At 66.4% G+C, this 14,779-nt stretch carries 22 protein-coding genes; 8 read left to right on the top strand and 14 right to left on the bottom strand.

Going from position 1 to position 14,779, the window contains the following annotated elements:
• Positions 1 to 6 precede the first annotated feature (6 nt).
• Both LPA44_RS07080 and LPA44_RS07075 read right to left on the bottom strand, forming a co-directional pair.
• The gene (locus LPA44_RS07080) at positions 7 to 285 is read right to left on the bottom strand and encodes an acylphosphatase (protein ID WP_230888887.1); all 279 of its coding nucleotides are present in this window, start codon (positions 283 to 285) and stop codon (positions 7 to 9) included.
• Between the two features lie 41 nt (positions 286 to 326).
• Positions 327 to 1,217: a DNA-3-methyladenine glycosylase family protein gene (locus LPA44_RS07075; RefSeq protein ID WP_230888886.1), complete on the bottom strand. Its 891-nt coding sequence runs from the start codon at positions 1,215 to 1,217 to the stop codon at positions 327 to 329.
• An 88-nt stretch (positions 1,218 to 1,305) separates the two neighbouring features.
• Between LPA44_RS07075 and LPA44_RS07070 the strand changes: the two genes are divergently transcribed.
• On the top strand, positions 1,306 to 1,695 hold the full coding sequence (locus LPA44_RS07070; protein WP_230888885.1) for a DUF555 domain-containing protein: 390 nt from the start codon (positions 1,306 to 1,308) through the stop codon (positions 1,693 to 1,695).
• Positions 1,696 to 1,746: 51 nt separating this feature from the next.
• Here LPA44_RS07070 and LPA44_RS07065 read toward each other — a convergent pair whose 3' ends face one another.
• Entirely contained in the window at positions 1,747 to 1,986 is a 240-nt protein-coding gene (locus LPA44_RS07065) for a UPF0058 family protein (RefSeq protein ID WP_230888884.1), read from the bottom strand.
• Between the two features lie 136 nt (positions 1,987 to 2,122).
• On the opposite strand from LPA44_RS07065, the gene LPA44_RS07060 reads away from it, so the two are divergent.
• Positions 2,123 to 2,521 carry a translation initiation factor IF-2 subunit beta gene (locus tag LPA44_RS07060; protein ID WP_230888883.1) on the top strand — a complete coding sequence of 133 codons (399 nt, stop codon included), beginning with the start codon at positions 2,123 to 2,125 and terminating at the stop codon, positions 2,519 to 2,521.
• Here the strand turns inward: LPA44_RS07060 and LPA44_RS07055 are convergent, their stop codons facing one another.
• From LPA44_RS07055 to LPA44_RS07020, 8 genes are all read right to left on the bottom strand, one after another.
• Entirely contained in the window at positions 2,522 to 2,704 is a 183-nt protein-coding gene (locus LPA44_RS07055; RefSeq protein WP_059057016.1) for a DUF7836 family putative zinc-binding protein, read from the bottom strand. It abuts the gene before it with no gap.
• Positions 2,705 to 2,753: 49 nt separating this feature from the next.
• Positions 2,754 to 3,146 (bottom strand): DUF2267 domain-containing protein, encoded by a 393-nt coding sequence (locus tag LPA44_RS07050; RefSeq protein WP_230888882.1) that lies wholly within the window; start codon positions 3,144 to 3,146, stop codon positions 2,754 to 2,756.
• Between the two features lie 87 nt (positions 3,147 to 3,233).
• Positions 3,234 to 5,240 carry a DUF7282 domain-containing protein gene (locus tag LPA44_RS07045; protein WP_230888881.1) on the bottom strand — a complete coding sequence of 669 codons (2,007 nt, stop codon included), beginning with the start codon at positions 5,238 to 5,240 and terminating at the stop codon, positions 3,234 to 3,236.
• Between the two features lie 226 nt (positions 5,241 to 5,466).
• Positions 5,467 to 5,769: a hypothetical protein gene (locus LPA44_RS07040; protein WP_230888880.1), complete on the bottom strand. Its 303-nt coding sequence runs from the start codon at positions 5,767 to 5,769 to the stop codon at positions 5,467 to 5,469.
• Positions 5,770 to 5,842: 73 nt separating this feature from the next.
• Positions 5,843 to 6,118, bottom strand: a complete 276-nt coding sequence (locus LPA44_RS07035; RefSeq protein WP_059057013.1) for an ArsR/SmtB family transcription factor — start codon at positions 6,116 to 6,118, stop codon at positions 5,843 to 5,845.
• A 74-nt stretch (positions 6,119 to 6,192) separates the two neighbouring features.
• Positions 6,193 to 6,477, bottom strand: coding sequence for a DUF357 domain-containing protein (locus tag LPA44_RS07030; RefSeq protein ID WP_230888879.1), 285 nt, complete (start codon positions 6,475 to 6,477; stop codon positions 6,193 to 6,195).
• 66 nt (positions 6,478 to 6,543) lie between these two features.
• Positions 6,544 to 6,831: a type II toxin-antitoxin system RelE family toxin gene (locus LPA44_RS07025; RefSeq protein WP_230888878.1), complete on the bottom strand. Its 288-nt coding sequence runs from the start codon at positions 6,829 to 6,831 to the stop codon at positions 6,544 to 6,546.
• On the bottom strand, positions 6,821 to 7,096 hold the full coding sequence (locus tag LPA44_RS07020) for a ribbon-helix-helix domain-containing protein (protein ID WP_230888877.1): 276 nt from the start codon (positions 7,094 to 7,096) through the stop codon (positions 6,821 to 6,823). The genes LPA44_RS07025 and LPA44_RS07020 overlap by 11 nt, the downstream gene beginning before the upstream one ends.
• Before the next feature lie 121 nt (positions 7,097 to 7,217).
• Here LPA44_RS07020 and LPA44_RS07015 point away from each other — a divergent pair, with 121 nt between their 5' ends.
• The 3 genes from LPA44_RS07015 to LPA44_RS07005 all read left to right on the top strand — a co-directional run bounded on the left by LPA44_RS07015 (position 7,218) and on the right by LPA44_RS07005 (position 9,423).
• Positions 7,218 to 8,540, top strand: coding sequence for an FAD-dependent oxidoreductase (locus LPA44_RS07015; protein ID WP_230888876.1), 1,323 nt, complete (start codon positions 7,218 to 7,220; stop codon positions 8,538 to 8,540).
• Between the two features lie 81 nt (positions 8,541 to 8,621).
• The gene (locus LPA44_RS07010; protein WP_230888875.1) at positions 8,622 to 8,906 is read left to right on the top strand and encodes a DUF7545 family protein; all 285 of its coding nucleotides are present in this window, start codon (positions 8,622 to 8,624) and stop codon (positions 8,904 to 8,906) included.
• Between the two features lie 82 nt (positions 8,907 to 8,988).
• Positions 8,989 to 9,423, top strand: a complete 435-nt coding sequence (locus tag LPA44_RS07005; protein WP_230888874.1) for a universal stress protein — start codon at positions 8,989 to 8,991, stop codon at positions 9,421 to 9,423.
• Positions 9,424 to 9,461: 38 nt separating this feature from the next.
• On the opposite strand, the gene LPA44_RS07000 is transcribed toward LPA44_RS07005, so the two are convergent.
• The 3 genes from LPA44_RS07000 to LPA44_RS06990 form a co-directional block, all read right to left on the bottom strand.
• Positions 9,462 to 9,662: a hypothetical protein gene (locus LPA44_RS07000; RefSeq protein ID WP_230888873.1), complete on the bottom strand. Its 201-nt coding sequence runs from the start codon at positions 9,660 to 9,662 to the stop codon at positions 9,462 to 9,464.
• Positions 9,663 to 9,721: 59 nt separating this feature from the next.
• The gene (locus LPA44_RS06995) at positions 9,722 to 10,381 is read right to left on the bottom strand and encodes a 2,5-diamino-6-(ribosylamino)-4(3H)-pyrimidinone 5'-phosphate reductase (RefSeq protein WP_230888872.1); all 660 of its coding nucleotides are present in this window, start codon (positions 10,379 to 10,381) and stop codon (positions 9,722 to 9,724) included.
• A gap of 75 nt (positions 10,382 to 10,456) precedes the next feature.
• A complete protein-coding gene (locus LPA44_RS06990; protein ID WP_230888871.1) occupies positions 10,457 to 11,002 on the bottom strand; it encodes a DUF6149 family protein in 546 nt (181 codons plus the stop codon).
• Positions 11,003 to 11,119: 117 nt separating this feature from the next.
• On the opposite strand from LPA44_RS06990, the gene LPA44_RS06985 reads away from it, so the two are divergent.
• Genes LPA44_RS06985 through LPA44_RS06975 form a run of 3 tightly spaced genes read left to right on the top strand, consistent with a single transcriptional unit; the run spans position 11,120 to position 14,766 of the window.
• Positions 11,120 to 12,388 (top strand): Single-stranded DNA binding protein, encoded by a 1,269-nt coding sequence (locus tag LPA44_RS06985; protein WP_230888870.1) that lies wholly within the window; start codon positions 11,120 to 11,122, stop codon positions 12,386 to 12,388.
• Positions 12,385 to 14,007 carry an RPA family protein gene (locus tag LPA44_RS06980; protein WP_230888869.1) on the top strand — a complete coding sequence of 541 codons (1,623 nt, stop codon included), beginning with the start codon at positions 12,385 to 12,387 and terminating at the stop codon, positions 14,005 to 14,007. The genes LPA44_RS06985 and LPA44_RS06980 overlap by 4 nt, the downstream gene beginning before the upstream one ends.
• Entirely contained in the window at positions 14,008 to 14,766 is a 759-nt protein-coding gene (locus LPA44_RS06975) for a metallophosphoesterase (RefSeq protein ID WP_230888868.1), read from the top strand.
• Positions 14,767 to 14,779 lie beyond the last annotated feature (13 nt).

Raw genomic sequence — 14,779 nt, 5'->3', positions numbered from 1 at the left:
TCCGCGTCAGCGCCGAATCTCGAAGCCGCCGAGGCCCTCGGGATCGTCGTATTCGGCTTCGACGTCGTCGACGCGTGCTGCGGGACTGTCCTCGTGGCACCACTCCACCATCGCGTCGACGTCGTCCGCAGGTCCCTCGAAGACGGCTTCGACGCGGCCGTCCCGGAGGTTCCGCACCCAGCCGTCGACGCCGCGTTCGCGGGCCTGCTCGCGCGTGTTCGCCCGAAAGTAGACGCCCTGCACCTTCCCGGAGACCAGCACGCGTGCGCGAGTCCACTCGCTCATGTAGTGGGGTGGGACGGCAATCGCCAAAAAGTTACGCGCGCCTACTCGTCGCCGCCCGACCGGAGATAGTGGAAGAGGTATGTCTGCGTGTAGCCGGCGTATGGGCCGAGTTGCTCTCGAATCGCGCGGGAGGTGTCGGCGTAGTTGCCGCGGTCGCAGTCCGGGTAGTGCTCCTCGATGGCCGAGCGAATCCACGTGTCCAGTGGGACGGCTTCGAGGTAGCCCAGCGAGAACAACAGCACGCAGTCCGCGACCTTGTCGCCGACGCCGACGAAGTCCGTGAGTTGCTCGCGAGCAACTTCGTACGCGCGGCCCTGCACGTCGCGCTGAGTGAGTTCGCCCGTCGCGACCATCTCGGCGGTGCGCTGGACGTACGGCGCACGGTAGCCGAGTTTCAACTCCCGGAGGTCCTCCTCGGTGGCGGCTGCAAGCGCCTCTGGTTCGGGGAATGCGTAGACGGTCTCGCCGTCGTACTCGATTGGTTCGCCGTAGTGTTCGCGGAGGGATTCCTGCATCGCGAATATCCGTTCGACGCGCATCTGCGCCGAGCAGATGAACGAAATCAGGCAGCCGAAGAACGGGTCGCGGACGATGCGGAGGCCGTCGTAGGCGTCCCACGCGGCCGTCGTGAGGTCGTCGTCGGTCGCGGCCGCGCGAATCTCCTGGAGATCGTCGTTCAAACCGAGGAGTTTGCGCACGAGCGGGTCCGCGTCCGTCGTAGACTGCCACTCGACTGCGGTGTCGGTCTGGCGGACTTCGACGACGTCACCGTCGACGACCGTGCGGTACCACGCGCTCCCGCCGGACGCACCGTCGGTCTCGTAGGTGGTTCCATCGGGCCGCCACCAGAGGTACGTCTGGCCGCTCTCCAGGGTCGCTTGGACGTCGACCGCGCCCGCAATCTCGTCGGTCGGAATGGCGCCGCGCTCCATCTCGGGCGGGCTTGGCGGCGCTGGGGGAAGACGAGTTCGATTCCGGGCCAAAGTTCTTCTACGTTGCGTGTGAACGTTCGACGTAGCCATGGATTGTAGGGTGGTCGTCGAGGCCGCAGTCCCCGTCTACGACGTCGAGACCCCCGACGAAGCAGTGCGCATCGCCATCTCGAAGACCGGCGAGCTGCTGAATCCCGACCTCAACTACGTCGAAATCAGCATGGGCGAGCGGACGTGCCCGCACTGCGGGGACGACCTCGACCCCGCGTTCGTCGCTGCCGACGAGAGCCTCGTCGCGCTCGAATTGGAGATGAGCGTGTTCAACGTCGAACGGGAAGAACACGCCTCCCGCATCGCCCGAAAGGAGATCGGCCAGCGCCTCGAGAACATTCCACTGGAAGTGCTATCAGTCGAGGAGGAAGTCAGCGAGGAGGAGACAGAGAGCGGGCAGTCCGAAGGCGCGGCGGACGGGGCGTAACGCTGTCGCTAGGGAGGTAGTAGGTGTAAGGAGACGTCGCGTGTCGCTACGTTAGTCGGCTTGGGCGGGGACGGCTTCCTGTTCCTCAGGTTCGTCCATCGCCGAAGTGATGCCGCCCGCGAGCGCGAAAACAGCCGCTTTGTGGTCAGTCTTCGATTTGTGAATCGATGTCGGTCGTACGCCGAGATCCTCGTACTCGTCAAGGGAAATCTCGTCGGACTCGCACTCCTCGTAGTAGTTCCCGACCTCTGCGAGGAGGCCGTGGAGGTGGATGAGCTCCTGCTTCTTCATGGCAGCCAATTCTAACGGTCACGGGGTTATAGTATTATCCTGAGAGCTGTTACCACGGGGCTCGGCCGAACGGGCCAAAATCGGGGTGACCCGGGCTTTTGAAAGGCTTTTGTGCGGGCCGCTACTTCGTTGGGGTATGGATTACGAGGAGCAACTCGACCGCGCGATGCAGGAGAAGCCCGACGTCGCGGGCAGCGAGAGCCGGTTCGAGGTTCCCGAGCCGAATGTCCGCGAGGAAGGCAACGTCACGGTGTACGAGAACTTCCAGGACACGCTGGACCGACTCGGCCGCGAGCAGGACCACGTGCTGAAGTTCATCCAGAACGAGCTCGGGACGAGCGCCCAGATCGACGAGAACGGGCGCGCCCGATTCACCGGTGGATTCCGTCAGCGCCGCGTCGAGGACGTCCTCGACGAGTACGTCGACACGTACGTCACGTGCCCCGAGTGCGGGCTTCCGGACACCAATCTCGAAATCGAGGACGACACCGAACGCCTCCACTGCGAAGCGTGTGGCGCTCGGACGGTCGTCTAGTTACTGTAGCCGTTTCAGATTCTCGAGGTCGCGGTCGGTTCGCATGAACTCCGCTGTCCGCCGCGTGGCGTGACAGTTCGGACAGCTGAAGTTCTCGTCGTGGGTGGGCAACTCGCTCGGCGTGCTCTCCCACTGCTTTTGACATTCAGGACAGACCAACTGCACGTACGCCTCGTGCGCCATGCTCACCAGTGGAACGGCTGCCGGGAAAAAGGTTGAGGCCCCGTCTCGCTCAGTAGTACTCGTCGGTGCCGACGAGGTCGAAGAGGTCGTCGTACTCCGCGGGGAGCTGGGCGGTGACGTCCTGGAGTTCGCTCTCGGGCACCGTCTCGTCGACGACGTCCATCACGACCTGCGCGTAGAACGCGGCGTCGGCGTAGTCGGCGTTCGCGCGCTCGGCGACCCGCTGGACGAAGTCGTCGTAGTCGAATATCTGGCCGGAGTCAGCCTGGTGGAGGAAGATGTCGATTTCCATCGGGAGCGGGCCAGCGAGGTCGGACGCTTCGCCCGGCTGCAGCCGTTCACCGAGCGTGGTGAGGACGGCGCGGGTGACTCGGATTGCTTCGCCACGGGAGGCCAGTTCGGCACGGTTCTGGACCGCACCGACGAACTCGTCGTGCTTCATGAACGTGTGGACGTAGACAGGCCCCTGAAAAATGGCTGGTGGCCGTTTCGCTCGTGCTCGCCGGGCCGAGCCCCGGTGCCGAGCGCGTTACTGCTGGCGAACAGCCAGCAGCGCGGCTCCGAGGAGCGCGACGAGCGCGATGCCGATGCCGAAGCCGGGGACGCTTCCGCCGGATTCGCCGTCGGTTGTGTCGCCAGCCTCGGTGGGCTCCATCATTTCAGTCGTCTCCATCGTCTCGGTGGTCATCACGGGCGCGTCCACCGTCGCGGAACTCATCACGGGCGCGCCGTTGGCGGCGTACGGGCCGTCAGCGCTGCCCTCGGACTCGACGAAGTCGTAGGTCTCGTCGCCGTCGGAGTCTGTGTGCGCCATCGCGAACACCGTCGTCTCGCCGTCGAGTTCGCTGTCCAGCATCACCTCAACGTTCTCATGGGTTCCGGGCGCGAGATACGCAGAAGTGCCGCGGACGCTGTCGAAGACCGCGCCGTCGGCGAGGGTGCCGTCGTGAATCGTCACGAATCCGCCATTCGCGAGCGTCACCGAGTCGACGACGACCGTCGACCCGTCGCTCTCCTGGTCGCTGATGGTCGTGACTGCGTTCACGGACGCGTGGGCGGTGTCGACGACGGCGCCGCCGTTCGCGGTGAACGGCCCGTCGTCGCTACCCTCGGAGGTGACGAAGTCGTACGACTGGTCACCGTCGGAGTCCACGTGTGGCATCGCGACGACTGTCTGGGACTCGTTGATTGGGTCGTGGAGGGTGACTTCGACGTCATCGTGGTGGCCGGCTTCGAGGTACGTCGACGTCCCCGCGATGCTGGCGAGCGTCTCGCCGGCGAACAGGGAGGCGTCGTGAATCGTCACGAAGCCGGGTTCGCTGAGGTCAACGGAATCCACGACGACCGTGTGACCGTCGGACTGCTGGTGGTCGACGCTGACGGACGCGGCGACGTTCGCGGACGCAGTGTCGAGGACCGCGCTGCCGTCAGCCGTGTACGGGCCGTCCTCACTGCCCTCGGACTCCTCGAACGTGTACGCTTCGTCGCCGTTCGTGTCCATGTGCGCCATCGGCACGAGCGTCCCGTCCTCGGTGTACGGGTCGTCGAGGCTCACGCGGACGTTCCGGTGGAGGCCCGGTTCGAGGTACGTGGAGGTGCCGCGGATGCTGTCGAAGACCGCACCCTCGGTGACGCTGCCGTCGTGGACGGTGACGAACCCGCCGTCGGGCAGGAACACCGAATCGACAGTCGCAGCGTGACCGCCAGTGGTCTGGTTCATCGCGGAAACGGACGCCGTGTTCGACTGCGTGACCATCGCGGTGTCGAGGACGGCTTCCCCGTTCATGTCGGTGAACGGCCCGTCGGCGCTGCCCTCGGAGGTGACGAAGTCGTAGGTCTCGTCACCGTCGGAGTCGACGTGCGGCATCGGAATCACCGTCTCGTTGCCGACCGACTCGTCGAGTTCGACGCGGACGTTCTCGTGGACGCCCGCGGAGAGGTACGCGGAGTGTCCGACGACGCTACCGAGCGCATCGCCGTCGAGGAGGCTGTCGTTGTGGACGGCGACGAAGCCGGGTTCGGCCAATTCAACGCGGTCGACGACGACGGAATTACCGTCGGTCGGCTGGTCGCTCATCGACACGGTCGCAGACGCGGTGACGTTCGCCGCGGCGACGACGGCGCCGCCGTCAGCCGTGTACGGGCCATCGACGGCCGCGTTCCCGGAGACGAACTCGTAGATGCGGTCGCCGTCGGTATCCATGTGCGGCATCGCGACAAGCGTGTCGTCCTCGCTGAGCGGCTCGTCCAGGTGGACGGTGACGTTGTCGTGCGTGCCGGGTTCGAGGTACGCCGACGACCCGACGACGCTGGCGAGCGTCTCTCCTTCCTGCACGCTGCTATCGTGAATCGTCACGAACCCGCCGTCCGGGAGCGTGGCGCTGTCGACGGTGACCGTGTGGCCACCGGAAGTCTGTGCGTCGAACGTGACGCTCGCAGCCGCCTGCTGGTCGGCCGTCGCTGCCGCGGGTGCGACGGCGAACAGCGAGCCAACGACGACGGCTGTGAGCACGAGTGCTTGGATGCGTTCCCGCATACCCCAGGCGACACCCGGTACTTGAAAGAAAATTTCCCGAATTCAGGCCCAATTTCGACCGAAAACCAGCCAAATTGCGCCCCTAGGACGTTCTAGCGTCGATATCATAGTATTGTCAAACGGGGCGGATTAGGGGTTCGGGCGTGGTGGCTGCGGCTCGGCTGGTCGTCGTGAGCGAGTCGAAGAAACGAGTTCAATGTCAGGTCAGCACCGAGCCAGTATCGGGTCAGTCCCACGTCACCCACAGCAGGAACACGATGGCGGCAGTTTCGAGCAGCCGCAACGCCATCATCGCGGTCGCGGAGATCGACGGGAGACCACTGAACCACGCGGTCAGCGCGTCGTGCATCACGAAGTAGTAGAGCCCGAGGGCGTTCTCCCCGAGCAACAGCAGGCCGAACACGAGCAGGCCGAGCGTGTGTTTCGACTGTATCTGCCTATAGTTGCGAACCCACACGCTGCAGAGCGCGAGCAGTGCGACGACGTTGAGTGCCATCGCCGCTCGCGTCACGTCCGCCCAGACTGTCATCTACACCACCGTTGGCAGGAGCGGTAGTTATACGCTTTCCCAAATTCGGCCGGTATTCCCCTAGAATCGTGCATCATTCGACCTCCTCGATAATTTCCTCGATGGTGTCCCAGTTGTCGCGGGCCGCGTCCGTCGGCAGGTACACCGCGCCGTAGTCGTCGCCGCTGGACTGCACGATGTCGTTCTCGACGAGCACGTCGAGGTGGTGCCGGACCGTCTTGTAATCAAGGTCCAGATCCTCCGCGAGCTGGTTCGCGTTTCTCGGCCGGTCGGCGAGCGCCCGCAACAGGCGGACGCGGTTCGGTCCGCCGCGCGTCCCCGTCAACACGTACCAGAGCGCGGCCTCCATCGACTACTTCGAGAGGATGCAGTACCGTAAAACTACCCGACCCCGCGCCGCGCGCCGGTTCCGGCCGCGAACGCTCACACAGTGAACAGGTGGCCGGTCTCGGGCACGTCGAACAGGCCGATGCGGGCGCCCGCGTCCAGCCACGCGTGCCCGTAGGAGAACGCTGCGAGCGCGTTCACGGGGTCGTCGTGGTCGCGGAAGTGACGGCCGTCGTCGAGGTACGACTGCGCCATCTCCTCGTACTCGGCGGCGGCCTCCCCCAGCGGTGTGTCCGCGGGGGGAACGGCTTCGGCTTCCGCGAGCGCTTCGGCCAGCAGGCCCTCGTAGCGGTCCATCTTCTCGTGGAGGTCGGCGGGCATACCCGAGTGTGGGGCGACGCGGGGCGTAAGCGCTTGGGTAGTCGGACGTGAAATCAGCAATGCGGGTCAGTCGTCGCCGGGTTTGTACGCGCTACCACGTTGCTCGATGGTGTACACGTCGAGCAGTTTCGCTTCGTGGTCACACACGGCGCCGAGGCGGAACGCACCGATTCGGAGCTTCGAGTGCGGGACGCCAGTCAGCGGTTCCAGGTAGTCGTCCGGGTCCCGCCACTGGTCGTTGACGATTTCGTCGAGTTTGTCCGTGATACGGTCCTGTGCGTGCGGGTCGAGGTCGTCGTACGTTCGTTTCGCCGGCGCGCGGAACTGCCACGTCCACTCGCCGTCACTCGTCATCGCCGAGAATGTCCTCACGGGAGAACGTCTCGCTGTCACCGGTGCGTCGTGCGTGCTCGACGGCGGCAATCTCCTTCCAACTCTCGCGAGTCAGGCCGGGATGCCGGACCGCGTCTCGGAGTGCTTCGCGGATGAACTCGCTCCGGCTATTGTAGCCTTCTTCCTGCCACGTGGCGTCGACATCCGCGAGCAGCGACTCCGTCAGCCGGACGTTGATGTTCGTCTTCTCCGGTTCGCCGGCCCCGTTTGTATCTGCATCAGACATACGTGCGTGTTACGGCACCTCGGGCAAAAGCGTTCTGCCGTCGTGAACGAGGCGGTCCGATGTGCCGGCACACTTCCCGGCCAACACAACGTACAAACACCGCGGTCACCGACTAGGACGTATGACCGACGAGCCCCGAGTGGAAATCTACACGAAGACAGACTGCTCGTACTGCGAGAAGGCCAAGGACCTCTTCGACGCCAAGGGCGTCGACTACGTGACGTACAACGTCACGGGTGACGAGGAGCTGTTCGCGGAGATGAAAGAGCGCGCGAACGGCCGCGAGACCGCCCCCGAGGTGTTCATCGACGACGAACTCATCGGCGGCTGGGACGACACCCACGAACTCGACCAGAGCGGCGAACTCGACGAGAAACTCGGCATCGCCGACGATAGCGACGACGACGTCGTCGAGCACCGCAAGCTCATTATCACCGGGACGGGCATCGCGGCGCTGACGGCGGCCATCTACGCTGCGCGCTCGAACAACGACCCGCTGCTGTTCGAGGGCGACGAACCCGGCGGCCAGCTCACGCTCACGACCGAAGTCGAGAACTATCCGGGCTTCCCGGAGGGCATCTCGGGTCCGGACCTCATCAACAACATGAAAGAGCAGGCCAAGCGCTTCGGCTCGGAATTGGAACACGGCGTCGTCGAGAACGTCGACGACTCCCAGCGGCCGTTCCGCGTCGAACTGTCGAACGGCGACGTCTACACCGCCGACGCCGTCATCGCGGCCTCCGGTGCGAGCGCCCGGACGCTCGGCATCCCCGGCGAGGACGAACTCATGGGATACGGCGTCTCGACGTGTGCGACCTGCGACGGCGCGTTCTTCAAGGGCGAGGACATGGTCGTCGTCGGCGGCGGCGACGCGGCCGCCGAGGAAGCGAGCTTCCTCACGAAATTCGCGGACACCGTCTACCTGGTCCACCGCCGCGAGGAACTTCGCGCGGAGGACTACTGGCAGGAACGCATCGAGGAGCACGTCGAAAACGGCGACATGGAAGTACTGTGGAACACGGAAGCCGTCGAGGTCAACGGCACCCCCGAGGCCGGCGTCGAGGACGTGACGCTCGTGCGCCATCCCGAAGGCCACCCGACGGCGAAGCTCGAAGACGACGAGACCGAGCAGTTCTCGCTGTCGGTCGGCGCCTTCTTCGTCGCCATCGGCCACACCCCGAACACGGACTACCTCGAAGACACGGGCGTCGAACTCGACGACGAGGGCTACATCGTCACCCACGGCGGCAAGGGCGGCGGCCAGACGCTCACCGACGTCGAAGGCATCTTCGGCGCCGGCGACGTCGTCGACTACCACTACCAGCAGGCAGTCACCGCAGCGGGCATGGGCTGCAAGGCCGCGCTCGACGCCGACGAGTACCTCGAAAGTGAAGTGAGCGCGACCGCCGCCGAAGGCACCGAGGCCGCGCCCGCGGACGACTGAAGCCGGCGTCGTCGGGGGCGCGAGCCGGCGGCCCGGTCCCGTAACCACACTCATTTTAGTCGCGGTCCCGTCCGTGCGAGCATGGACGAAGCCACGTTCACCATCGAGGACCCGGACGGCGACACAAACGAGGTCACGATTCCCGCGCGACTCGTGGAAATCTTCAGCGAGGAGGACGACGAGAGCGAGGCACAGGTCGTCGGCGACATCGCGCTGATGGCGTTCGCGCAGCGCGCTCACGCCCTCGTCCACCACGGCCAGGGCGAACCCACCGAAGAACTGCAGAACGTCGAGGAAGCCGTCCTGGACAACTTCGAAGAGCGCTTCGGGCAGACGTACGCGGAAGCGACCGGCCACCAGCACTAACTCGTTTTCGACGGGCTGTCGCGGTTCGCGCGCAGCCCACGTCGGGGAAGCGTATTTGCCCGCTGCCCGAGACTAGCCGCGGGTGTACTCGACGATACTCGTGCCGACAGACGGCAGTGAGGGAGCGGCCGAGGCGGTGCGCGTCGGCCTCACGTTAGCCGACCGATTCGACGCGGAGGTGCACGCGCTGTTCGTCGTCGACGAGCGGTTCGTCGCGACGGACTACGACCTCGTCGTCGAAGAAGCAGAAACGGAGGCCGAGCGCGCGCTCGACCGCGCGGGCCGGCAGGGCGAGGACGCCGGCGTCGCCGTGGAGAAACACCTCCGAACCGGCCTGCCCCACGAGGAGATTCTGGACGCCACGGAGGACTACGACGCGGACCTCGTGGTGATGGGCAAGCACGGCCGCAGCGGCCTCGACCGGTTCCTCAACGTTGGGAGCGTCACCGAGCGTGTGGTCCGGCGGGCCGAGGTGCAAGTCACTACTGTACCCGTCTCGCAGGAAGCCAGCGAATAGCGGTCTGGGAAGCCTCGTCGTTCACGGCGGGGAGGCCGTCACTCGGCGACGAGCAGACCGAGGAGACCGAGCACTACGCTGGCGTACGCGAGCGGCTCTAGTCCGCCGAGGAGGCCGCCGACGAGCGTGAGCTGGATGGCGAACAGCAGTATCTTCGTCCCAGTTATCGACAGCGCGTTGTCGTCCCGTTTCGCCCGACGGACGCGTGCGAGCGTTTCGGATGCGTCGGAGTCCGCCATGGCAAACAGTCCGAGCGAAGGAGGAAAAGTATACTCGTCAGTCGTCTCGGCACTCCGACCTAGCAGTCGTATTCGAGGAGGACGCCGTCGTCGATGCGTTCGACGCCGGTCAGGTCGAGTTCCGGGAAGTCGCGGACGAAGCCGTCGCCGTCGGCGAGCGTCGGGGCGTCCCGGCCGCCGATAATCTTGGGCGCGACGAATACCGAGAGGTCGTCGACGAGGTCGTCGGCGAACAGCGAGAAGATGAGTTCGCCGCCGCCCTCAACCATCAGGTCCTCGACGCCGTGGGCTTCCAGTTGGTCGAGCGCTGCGGGGAGTTCGACGCGGTTCTCGCCGGCAACCACGACGGTTGCGCCGGCGTCCTCGAGTGTCTGGCGGTGCTCGCGGGGTTCCTCTTCGGCGACGAGGACGTACGTCTCGGCAGCACCGTCGAGCACGCGGGCGTCGGGCGGCGTACGGGCGTGCGAATCCGCGACGACGCGAGCGGGCTGGGGGGAGTCGCCGCGCTGGTCGCGTTCGGCGACTAGGTCAGAGTCGTCGACGGTCAGCGAGGGGTTGTCCGCGAGCACGGTGCCGACGCCGACCATTACGGCGTCGACGCTCGCGCGCAGTTCGTCCACGCGCCGGAAGTCGGCCTCGCCGCTGATAGCGACCTGCTCGCGGCGGCGCGTCGAGAGCTTGCCGTCCGCGCTCATCGCGGCGTTGACGACGACGTGCATACCCGGGGTAGGCGGTGGCCGCGGGAAACCCGTTTCGCTACTCGCCAGCGCTGCCGTTCGGTGGTGCTGTCGGGCTCACTTGCCGGCGAAGTCGACGCCCTCGGGCGTCCGCACGTCGACGTGTTCGGTGGGGACGTAGACGTCGTCGGCCAGTCCGGATTCGGCGAACGGGAATTCACTATCGTCGAGTGCGTCCGGTGTCTCCGGCGCGTACGGGAGACCGTATTCGGGCGCGAACTCGCCTAATGGGTCCTCGATTGTGCAGTCGTGGCGCTCGAAGAATCTGCGGTAGCGGTCGAAATGAGTCTGTATTTCGCCGGGTGGGAACTCCATCAGTTCCGCCCACCCGTGCTCGTGGAAGTCCAGCGTCGCCTGAATGTGTGTGATTTCGCGGGCCTGGGCCTCCGGGTAGCCCTCGGCGAGCGCGCGCTCGTAGACGTCCACGCTGGCATCGAACAGCGCCCGCAGGTGGGGTTCCCGTGCCTCGCCGTTCCGGGCGGACTGCTCGACGAAGAACGCGGTGTGGTAGTCGACGATGCGCTTGCGGACGAGTTGGCGGACGACGGGAACCCCGAGGCCGGCGTGCGCGACGTAGTTCTTCCACGTCTGGTAGAGCCGCACGAGCGTCGGGTCGGCCGGGAATCGGGTAGGTTTTCGGGCCGAATTCGACCTGCTTCGCGCGCGTTCGCGCGCCACGCGAGGAACCCTTTTACGGCAGGCAGCCCGAAGTACGGACGCATGAACATCGACGATCACGCCGAGGAGCTCGCCTCCGACCTCGGTGTAGACAAAGCGGAGGTCAAAGAGAACCTGCAGAACCTCGTGGAGTACAGCGTTCCCGTGGAGGAGGCCAAGCGTAGCCTCCGTCGGAAATTCGGCGACGACTCGGGTGGCGGCTCCAGCGGCCCGACCGCAGAAAACATCGTGGACGTCAGCCCCGACTCGGGCAGCGTCACCGTGACGGCCAAAGTCCTGACGGCCGGCAAGCGCTCGATTCGCTACCAGGGCGACGACCACGTCATCGGCGAGGGCGAACTCGCCGACGAGACCGGGAAAATCTCGTACACTGCGTGGGAGGACTTCGGTCTGGAACCCGGCGACACCGTCACCATCGGGAACGCCAGCGTCCGCGAGTACGAGGGTGAACCCGAGCTCAACTTCGGGGAGTCTTCCACCGTGAGCAAGGCCGAGGACGTCGACGTGCCCTACGACGTGGGCGGCGACCGCGACCTCGCCGACCTCGCGCCGGGCGACCGCGGCCGGAACGTCGAAGTCCGCGTGACTGAAGTCGAGACCCGGACCATCGACGGTCGAGACGGCGAAACGGAGATTCTGAGTGGCGTTCTCGGCGACGAGAGCGCGCGACTCCCGTTCACCGACTGGGACCCCCACGCAGAAATCGAGGAGGGCGCGTCCGTCCGCCTCGAAGACGTCTACGTCCGCGAGTTCCGCGGCGTCCCCTCCGTGAACGTCTCAGAGTTCTCGACGGTCACGGCGCTCGACGAACCCGTCGAAGTGGGCGGCCCGACTCGGATGGCGATTCGGGAGGCCGTCGACCGCGGCGGCGCGTACGACGTCGAACTCGTCGGGAACGTCATCGAGGTTCGGGACGGCTCCGGGCTCATCCAGCGTTGTCCCGAGTGCGGCCGCGTCGTCCAAAAGGGGCAGTGCCGCCAGCACGGCGACGTGGAGGGCGAGGACGACCTGCGCGTGAAGGCGATTCTCGACGACGGCACGGACACCGTCACGGTGATTCTCGACCGCGAACTCACCGAGGAGGTGTACGGCGGCGACATCGAGGACGCACGCCAGCAGGCCCGCGACGCGATGGATCAGACCGTCGTCGCGGACACCATCGCCGAGAAGCTCGTCGGCTCCGAGTACACGGTTCGCGGCCACCTCTCGGTGGATGATTACGGCGCGAACCTCGAAACGCTGGAGTTCCGGGAGTCCGCCGACGACCCGGCCGAGCGTGCGCAGGCCTTCCTCCAGGAGGTGGAAGCATGAGTTCCTCCGAGGACGAGGAGGTCAACCGCCGCGAGGTCGCCTACCGACTGTTCGCCGCGGAATTCGACGACGCGAACTACTCGTACGCCGAGAGCGACGAGGAACGCGCCCCGAACTACGTCGTGACGCCGACCGGCGCGCGCGTCAACCGCGTGTTCGTCGTGGGCGTGCTCACCGAAGTCGAGCAGGTCAGCGACGACGTGGTGCGCGCACGGGTTGTCGACCCGACGGGCGCGTTCGTCGTCTACGCTGGGCAGTACCAGCCCGAGGCGCTGGCTGCTCTCGAATCTGCAGACACGCCGTCGTTCGTCGCGGTGACGGGGAAGGCCCGGACCTTCCAGCCGGAGGACGCGGACGTCATCTACACGTCCATCCGCCCGGAGGAAGTGAGCGAGGTCGACGCGGAGACCCGCGACCGCTGGGTCGTCTCGACGGCCGAGCAGACCGTCGACCGCGTAGCGACGATGGCAGCCGCCCACGAGCGCGTCGAGCGCGGCGACAACCTCCGCGAGATTCTGGAAGCCGCGGGCGTCCAGCACGGGCTCGCGGCGGGCATTCCGCTGGCGCTCGACCACTACGGTACGACGCCAGCGTACCTCGACGCAATTCGCACGCTCTCCCTGGACGCGGCGCGCGTGGTCGCCGGCGAACGCGACGAAGTCGGCGACCTCACGCTCTCCCCGAGCGACGAGGGCGACGCCGACCTGCGCTTCGCAGCCGACCTCGATATCGACAGTGAATCGGCCGACGTGGACGAGCAGGAAGCCGAGACGACTGAAACTGAACCCGCCGAACCCACGGAATCCGAAGCCGCCGAGAGCGACGAATCGCCCGAATCGGGGACGGTAGACGCGGACTTCGGCGAGGGCGACGAGGAGACGGAAGTCGAGACTGCGCCCGCGGTCAGCGAGACCGAGGAAGCACCCGAGCCGGAAGCCGAATCCGAGTCGGCTGCCGAACCGGAAGGCGAGGAGAACGTCGAAGCGAGCGAATCGGAGGCAGAGCCGGAGTCGGAACCGACGTCGGCGACCGGTCCAGCCGCCGAGACGCCCGAGCCCGACGAAGTCGCTGCGGAAGCCGCGCCCGAGGAGGGCGACGCAGCTGCGGACGGTGAGATGTACGAACTCTCCGAGGAGGAGCGCGAGGAAGTCAAGGAGAACTACGACGTCGGCTTCTCGACGGGGAGTGAAGTTCCGGACGCCGGCGAGTCGGACATCGACGTCCCGGAATCCGACGAGGAAGTGGGCGAGGACGAAGCAACCGAGGAAGCCGCCGACGAGGGCGACCTCGGTGACTTCGACGCTGACGACGAGGCGTTCGACGACGCCCAAGACGAGGGTGCTGACGACCTCGACGACTCCACCGAGGACGAGTACGACGAGCCCGAGTCCGACAGCGAGGACTCCGAAGCTGGAGAGATGGGCCTCGACCTCGAAGACTACGTCGTGGAGCTGATGGACGAACTCGACGACGGCGACGGCGCGCTCCGCGAGAATGTCGTCGCGACGGCGGCCGACGAGCGGGACGCCGACGAGGGCGAAATCGAGGACGCCATCCAGGAAGCGCTGATGAGCGGGCGCTGCTACGAGTCCGGCGACGACCACCTGAAAGCCATCTAGATGGCGCTGGTGGAGCCGGTCCTGGGCGAACCCGCTGCGGTCGCCGACATCGGAAGTCGCGACGGGAATGCGACTAGCGAGCGCGCGCTCGTCGTTGCGGACTACCACGCGGGCATCGAGCGCTCGTTGCGCCGCGAGGGGCTGGAAGTCCAGAGCCGCGCCGAGCAGCGCCGCGAGCGCGTGCTCGACCTCGTGAGCGAGACGCGGCCGGACCGCGTCGTCTTCCTCGGCGACCTCGGGCACGCCATCGGCACGCCGGAGGGTGCCGAACACGACGAACTCGAAGCGTTGTTCGACGCGCTCGACGTCCCGGTGACGCTGGTCGTGGGGAACCACGACGGCGGACTCGCCGACGAGTTCGACCTCGACGCGACACCCCCGGAGGGTGCGCGCTTCGGTGACGTTGGATTCGCGCACGGCCACACGTGGCCCGCGCCCGAAGTGCTGGAAGCGGAGACAGTCTGTGTCGGCCACGAGCACCCGACGGTCCGGTTGGAGGACGAGGTCGGCGGGACGCGGGTCGAGCGCGCGTGGCTACGCGGGCCGCTCGACGCCGCGCCGTTCGAGGAGTACCACGGCGAAGACTTGGACGTGCACGGGGACCTCGCGGTGTTCCCGGCGTTCAACGACCTCTCCGGGGGGACGTGGGTGAACGTCGAGGGCCAGGAGTTCCTCGCGCCGTTCCTCCCCGGGGCGTGCCCGGGCGCCGAGCTCTACTTGCTGGACGGGACGCGTCTCGGCCGCTATCGCGACGTCTGAGCGGCCGTAGAAT

It is taken from the genome of Halobacterium sp. KA-4 (genome assembly GCF_021028995.1).
GTDB lineage: Archaea > Halobacteriota > Halobacteria > Halobacteriales > Halobacteriaceae > Halobacterium.
This window is presented reverse-complemented; position numbering and strand designations above follow the sequence as displayed.

Bases quoted from the DNA above. Each gene is read 5' to 3' on its own strand.
- LPA44_RS07000 (WP_230888873.1), bottom strand. From the start codon at position 9,662: ATGGCGGACTCCGACGCATCCGAAACGCTCGCACGCGTCCGTCGGGCG.
- LPA44_RS07050 (WP_230888882.1), bottom strand. From the start codon at position 3,146: ATGAAGCACGACGAGTTCGTCGGTGCGGTCCAGAACCGTGCCGAACTG.
- LPA44_RS06995 (WP_230888872.1), bottom strand. From the start codon at position 10,381: ATGCACGTCGTCGTCAACGCCGCGATGAGCGCGGACGGCAAGCTCTCG.
- LPA44_RS07065 (WP_230888884.1), bottom strand. From the start codon at position 1,986: ATGAAGAAGCAGGAGCTCATCCACCTCCACGGCCTCCTCGCAGAGGTC.
- LPA44_RS06975 (WP_230888868.1), top strand. From the start codon at position 14,008: ATGGCGCTGGTGGAGCCGGTCCTGGGCGAACCCGCTGCGGTCGCCGAC.
- LPA44_RS07010 (WP_230888875.1), top strand. From the start codon at position 8,622: ATGGACGAAGCCACGTTCACCATCGAGGACCCGGACGGCGACACAAAC.
- LPA44_RS07055 (WP_059057016.1), bottom strand. From the start codon at position 2,704: ATGGCGCACGAGGCGTACGTGCAGTTGGTCTGTCCTGAATGTCAAAAG.
- LPA44_RS07070 (WP_230888885.1), top strand. From the start codon at position 1,306: ATGGATTGTAGGGTGGTCGTCGAGGCCGCAGTCCCCGTCTACGACGTC.
- LPA44_RS06980 (WP_230888869.1), top strand. From the start codon at position 12,385: ATGAGTTCCTCCGAGGACGAGGAGGTCAACCGCCGCGAGGTCGCCTAC.
- LPA44_RS07060 (WP_230888883.1), top strand. From the start codon at position 2,123: ATGGATTACGAGGAGCAACTCGACCGCGCGATGCAGGAGAAGCCCGAC.
- LPA44_RS07080 (WP_230888887.1), bottom strand. From the start codon at position 285: ATGAGCGAGTGGACTCGCGCACGCGTGCTGGTCTCCGGGAAGGTGCAG.
- LPA44_RS06985 (WP_230888870.1), top strand. From the start codon at position 11,120: ATGAACATCGACGATCACGCCGAGGAGCTCGCCTCCGACCTCGGTGTA.
- LPA44_RS07040 (WP_230888880.1), bottom strand. From the start codon at position 5,769: ATGACAGTCTGGGCGGACGTGACGCGAGCGGCGATGGCACTCAACGTC.
- LPA44_RS07045 (WP_230888881.1), bottom strand. From the start codon at position 5,240: ATGCGGGAACGCATCCAAGCACTCGTGCTCACAGCCGTCGTCGTTGGC.
- LPA44_RS07035 (WP_059057013.1), bottom strand. From the start codon at position 6,118: ATGGAGGCCGCGCTCTGGTACGTGTTGACGGGGACGCGCGGCGGACCG.
- LPA44_RS07025 (WP_230888878.1), bottom strand. From the start codon at position 6,831: ATGACGAGTGACGGCGAGTGGACGTGGCAGTTCCGCGCGCCGGCGAAA.
- LPA44_RS07020 (WP_230888877.1), bottom strand. From the start codon at position 7,096: ATGTCTGATGCAGATACAAACGGGGCCGGCGAACCGGAGAAGACGAAC.
- LPA44_RS07030 (WP_230888879.1), bottom strand. From the start codon at position 6,477: ATGCCCGCCGACCTCCACGAGAAGATGGACCGCTACGAGGGCCTGCTG.
- LPA44_RS07075 (WP_230888886.1), bottom strand. From the start codon at position 1,217: ATGGAGCGCGGCGCCATTCCGACCGACGAGATTGCGGGCGCGGTCGAC.
- LPA44_RS07015 (WP_230888876.1), top strand. From the start codon at position 7,218: ATGACCGACGAGCCCCGAGTGGAAATCTACACGAAGACAGACTGCTCG.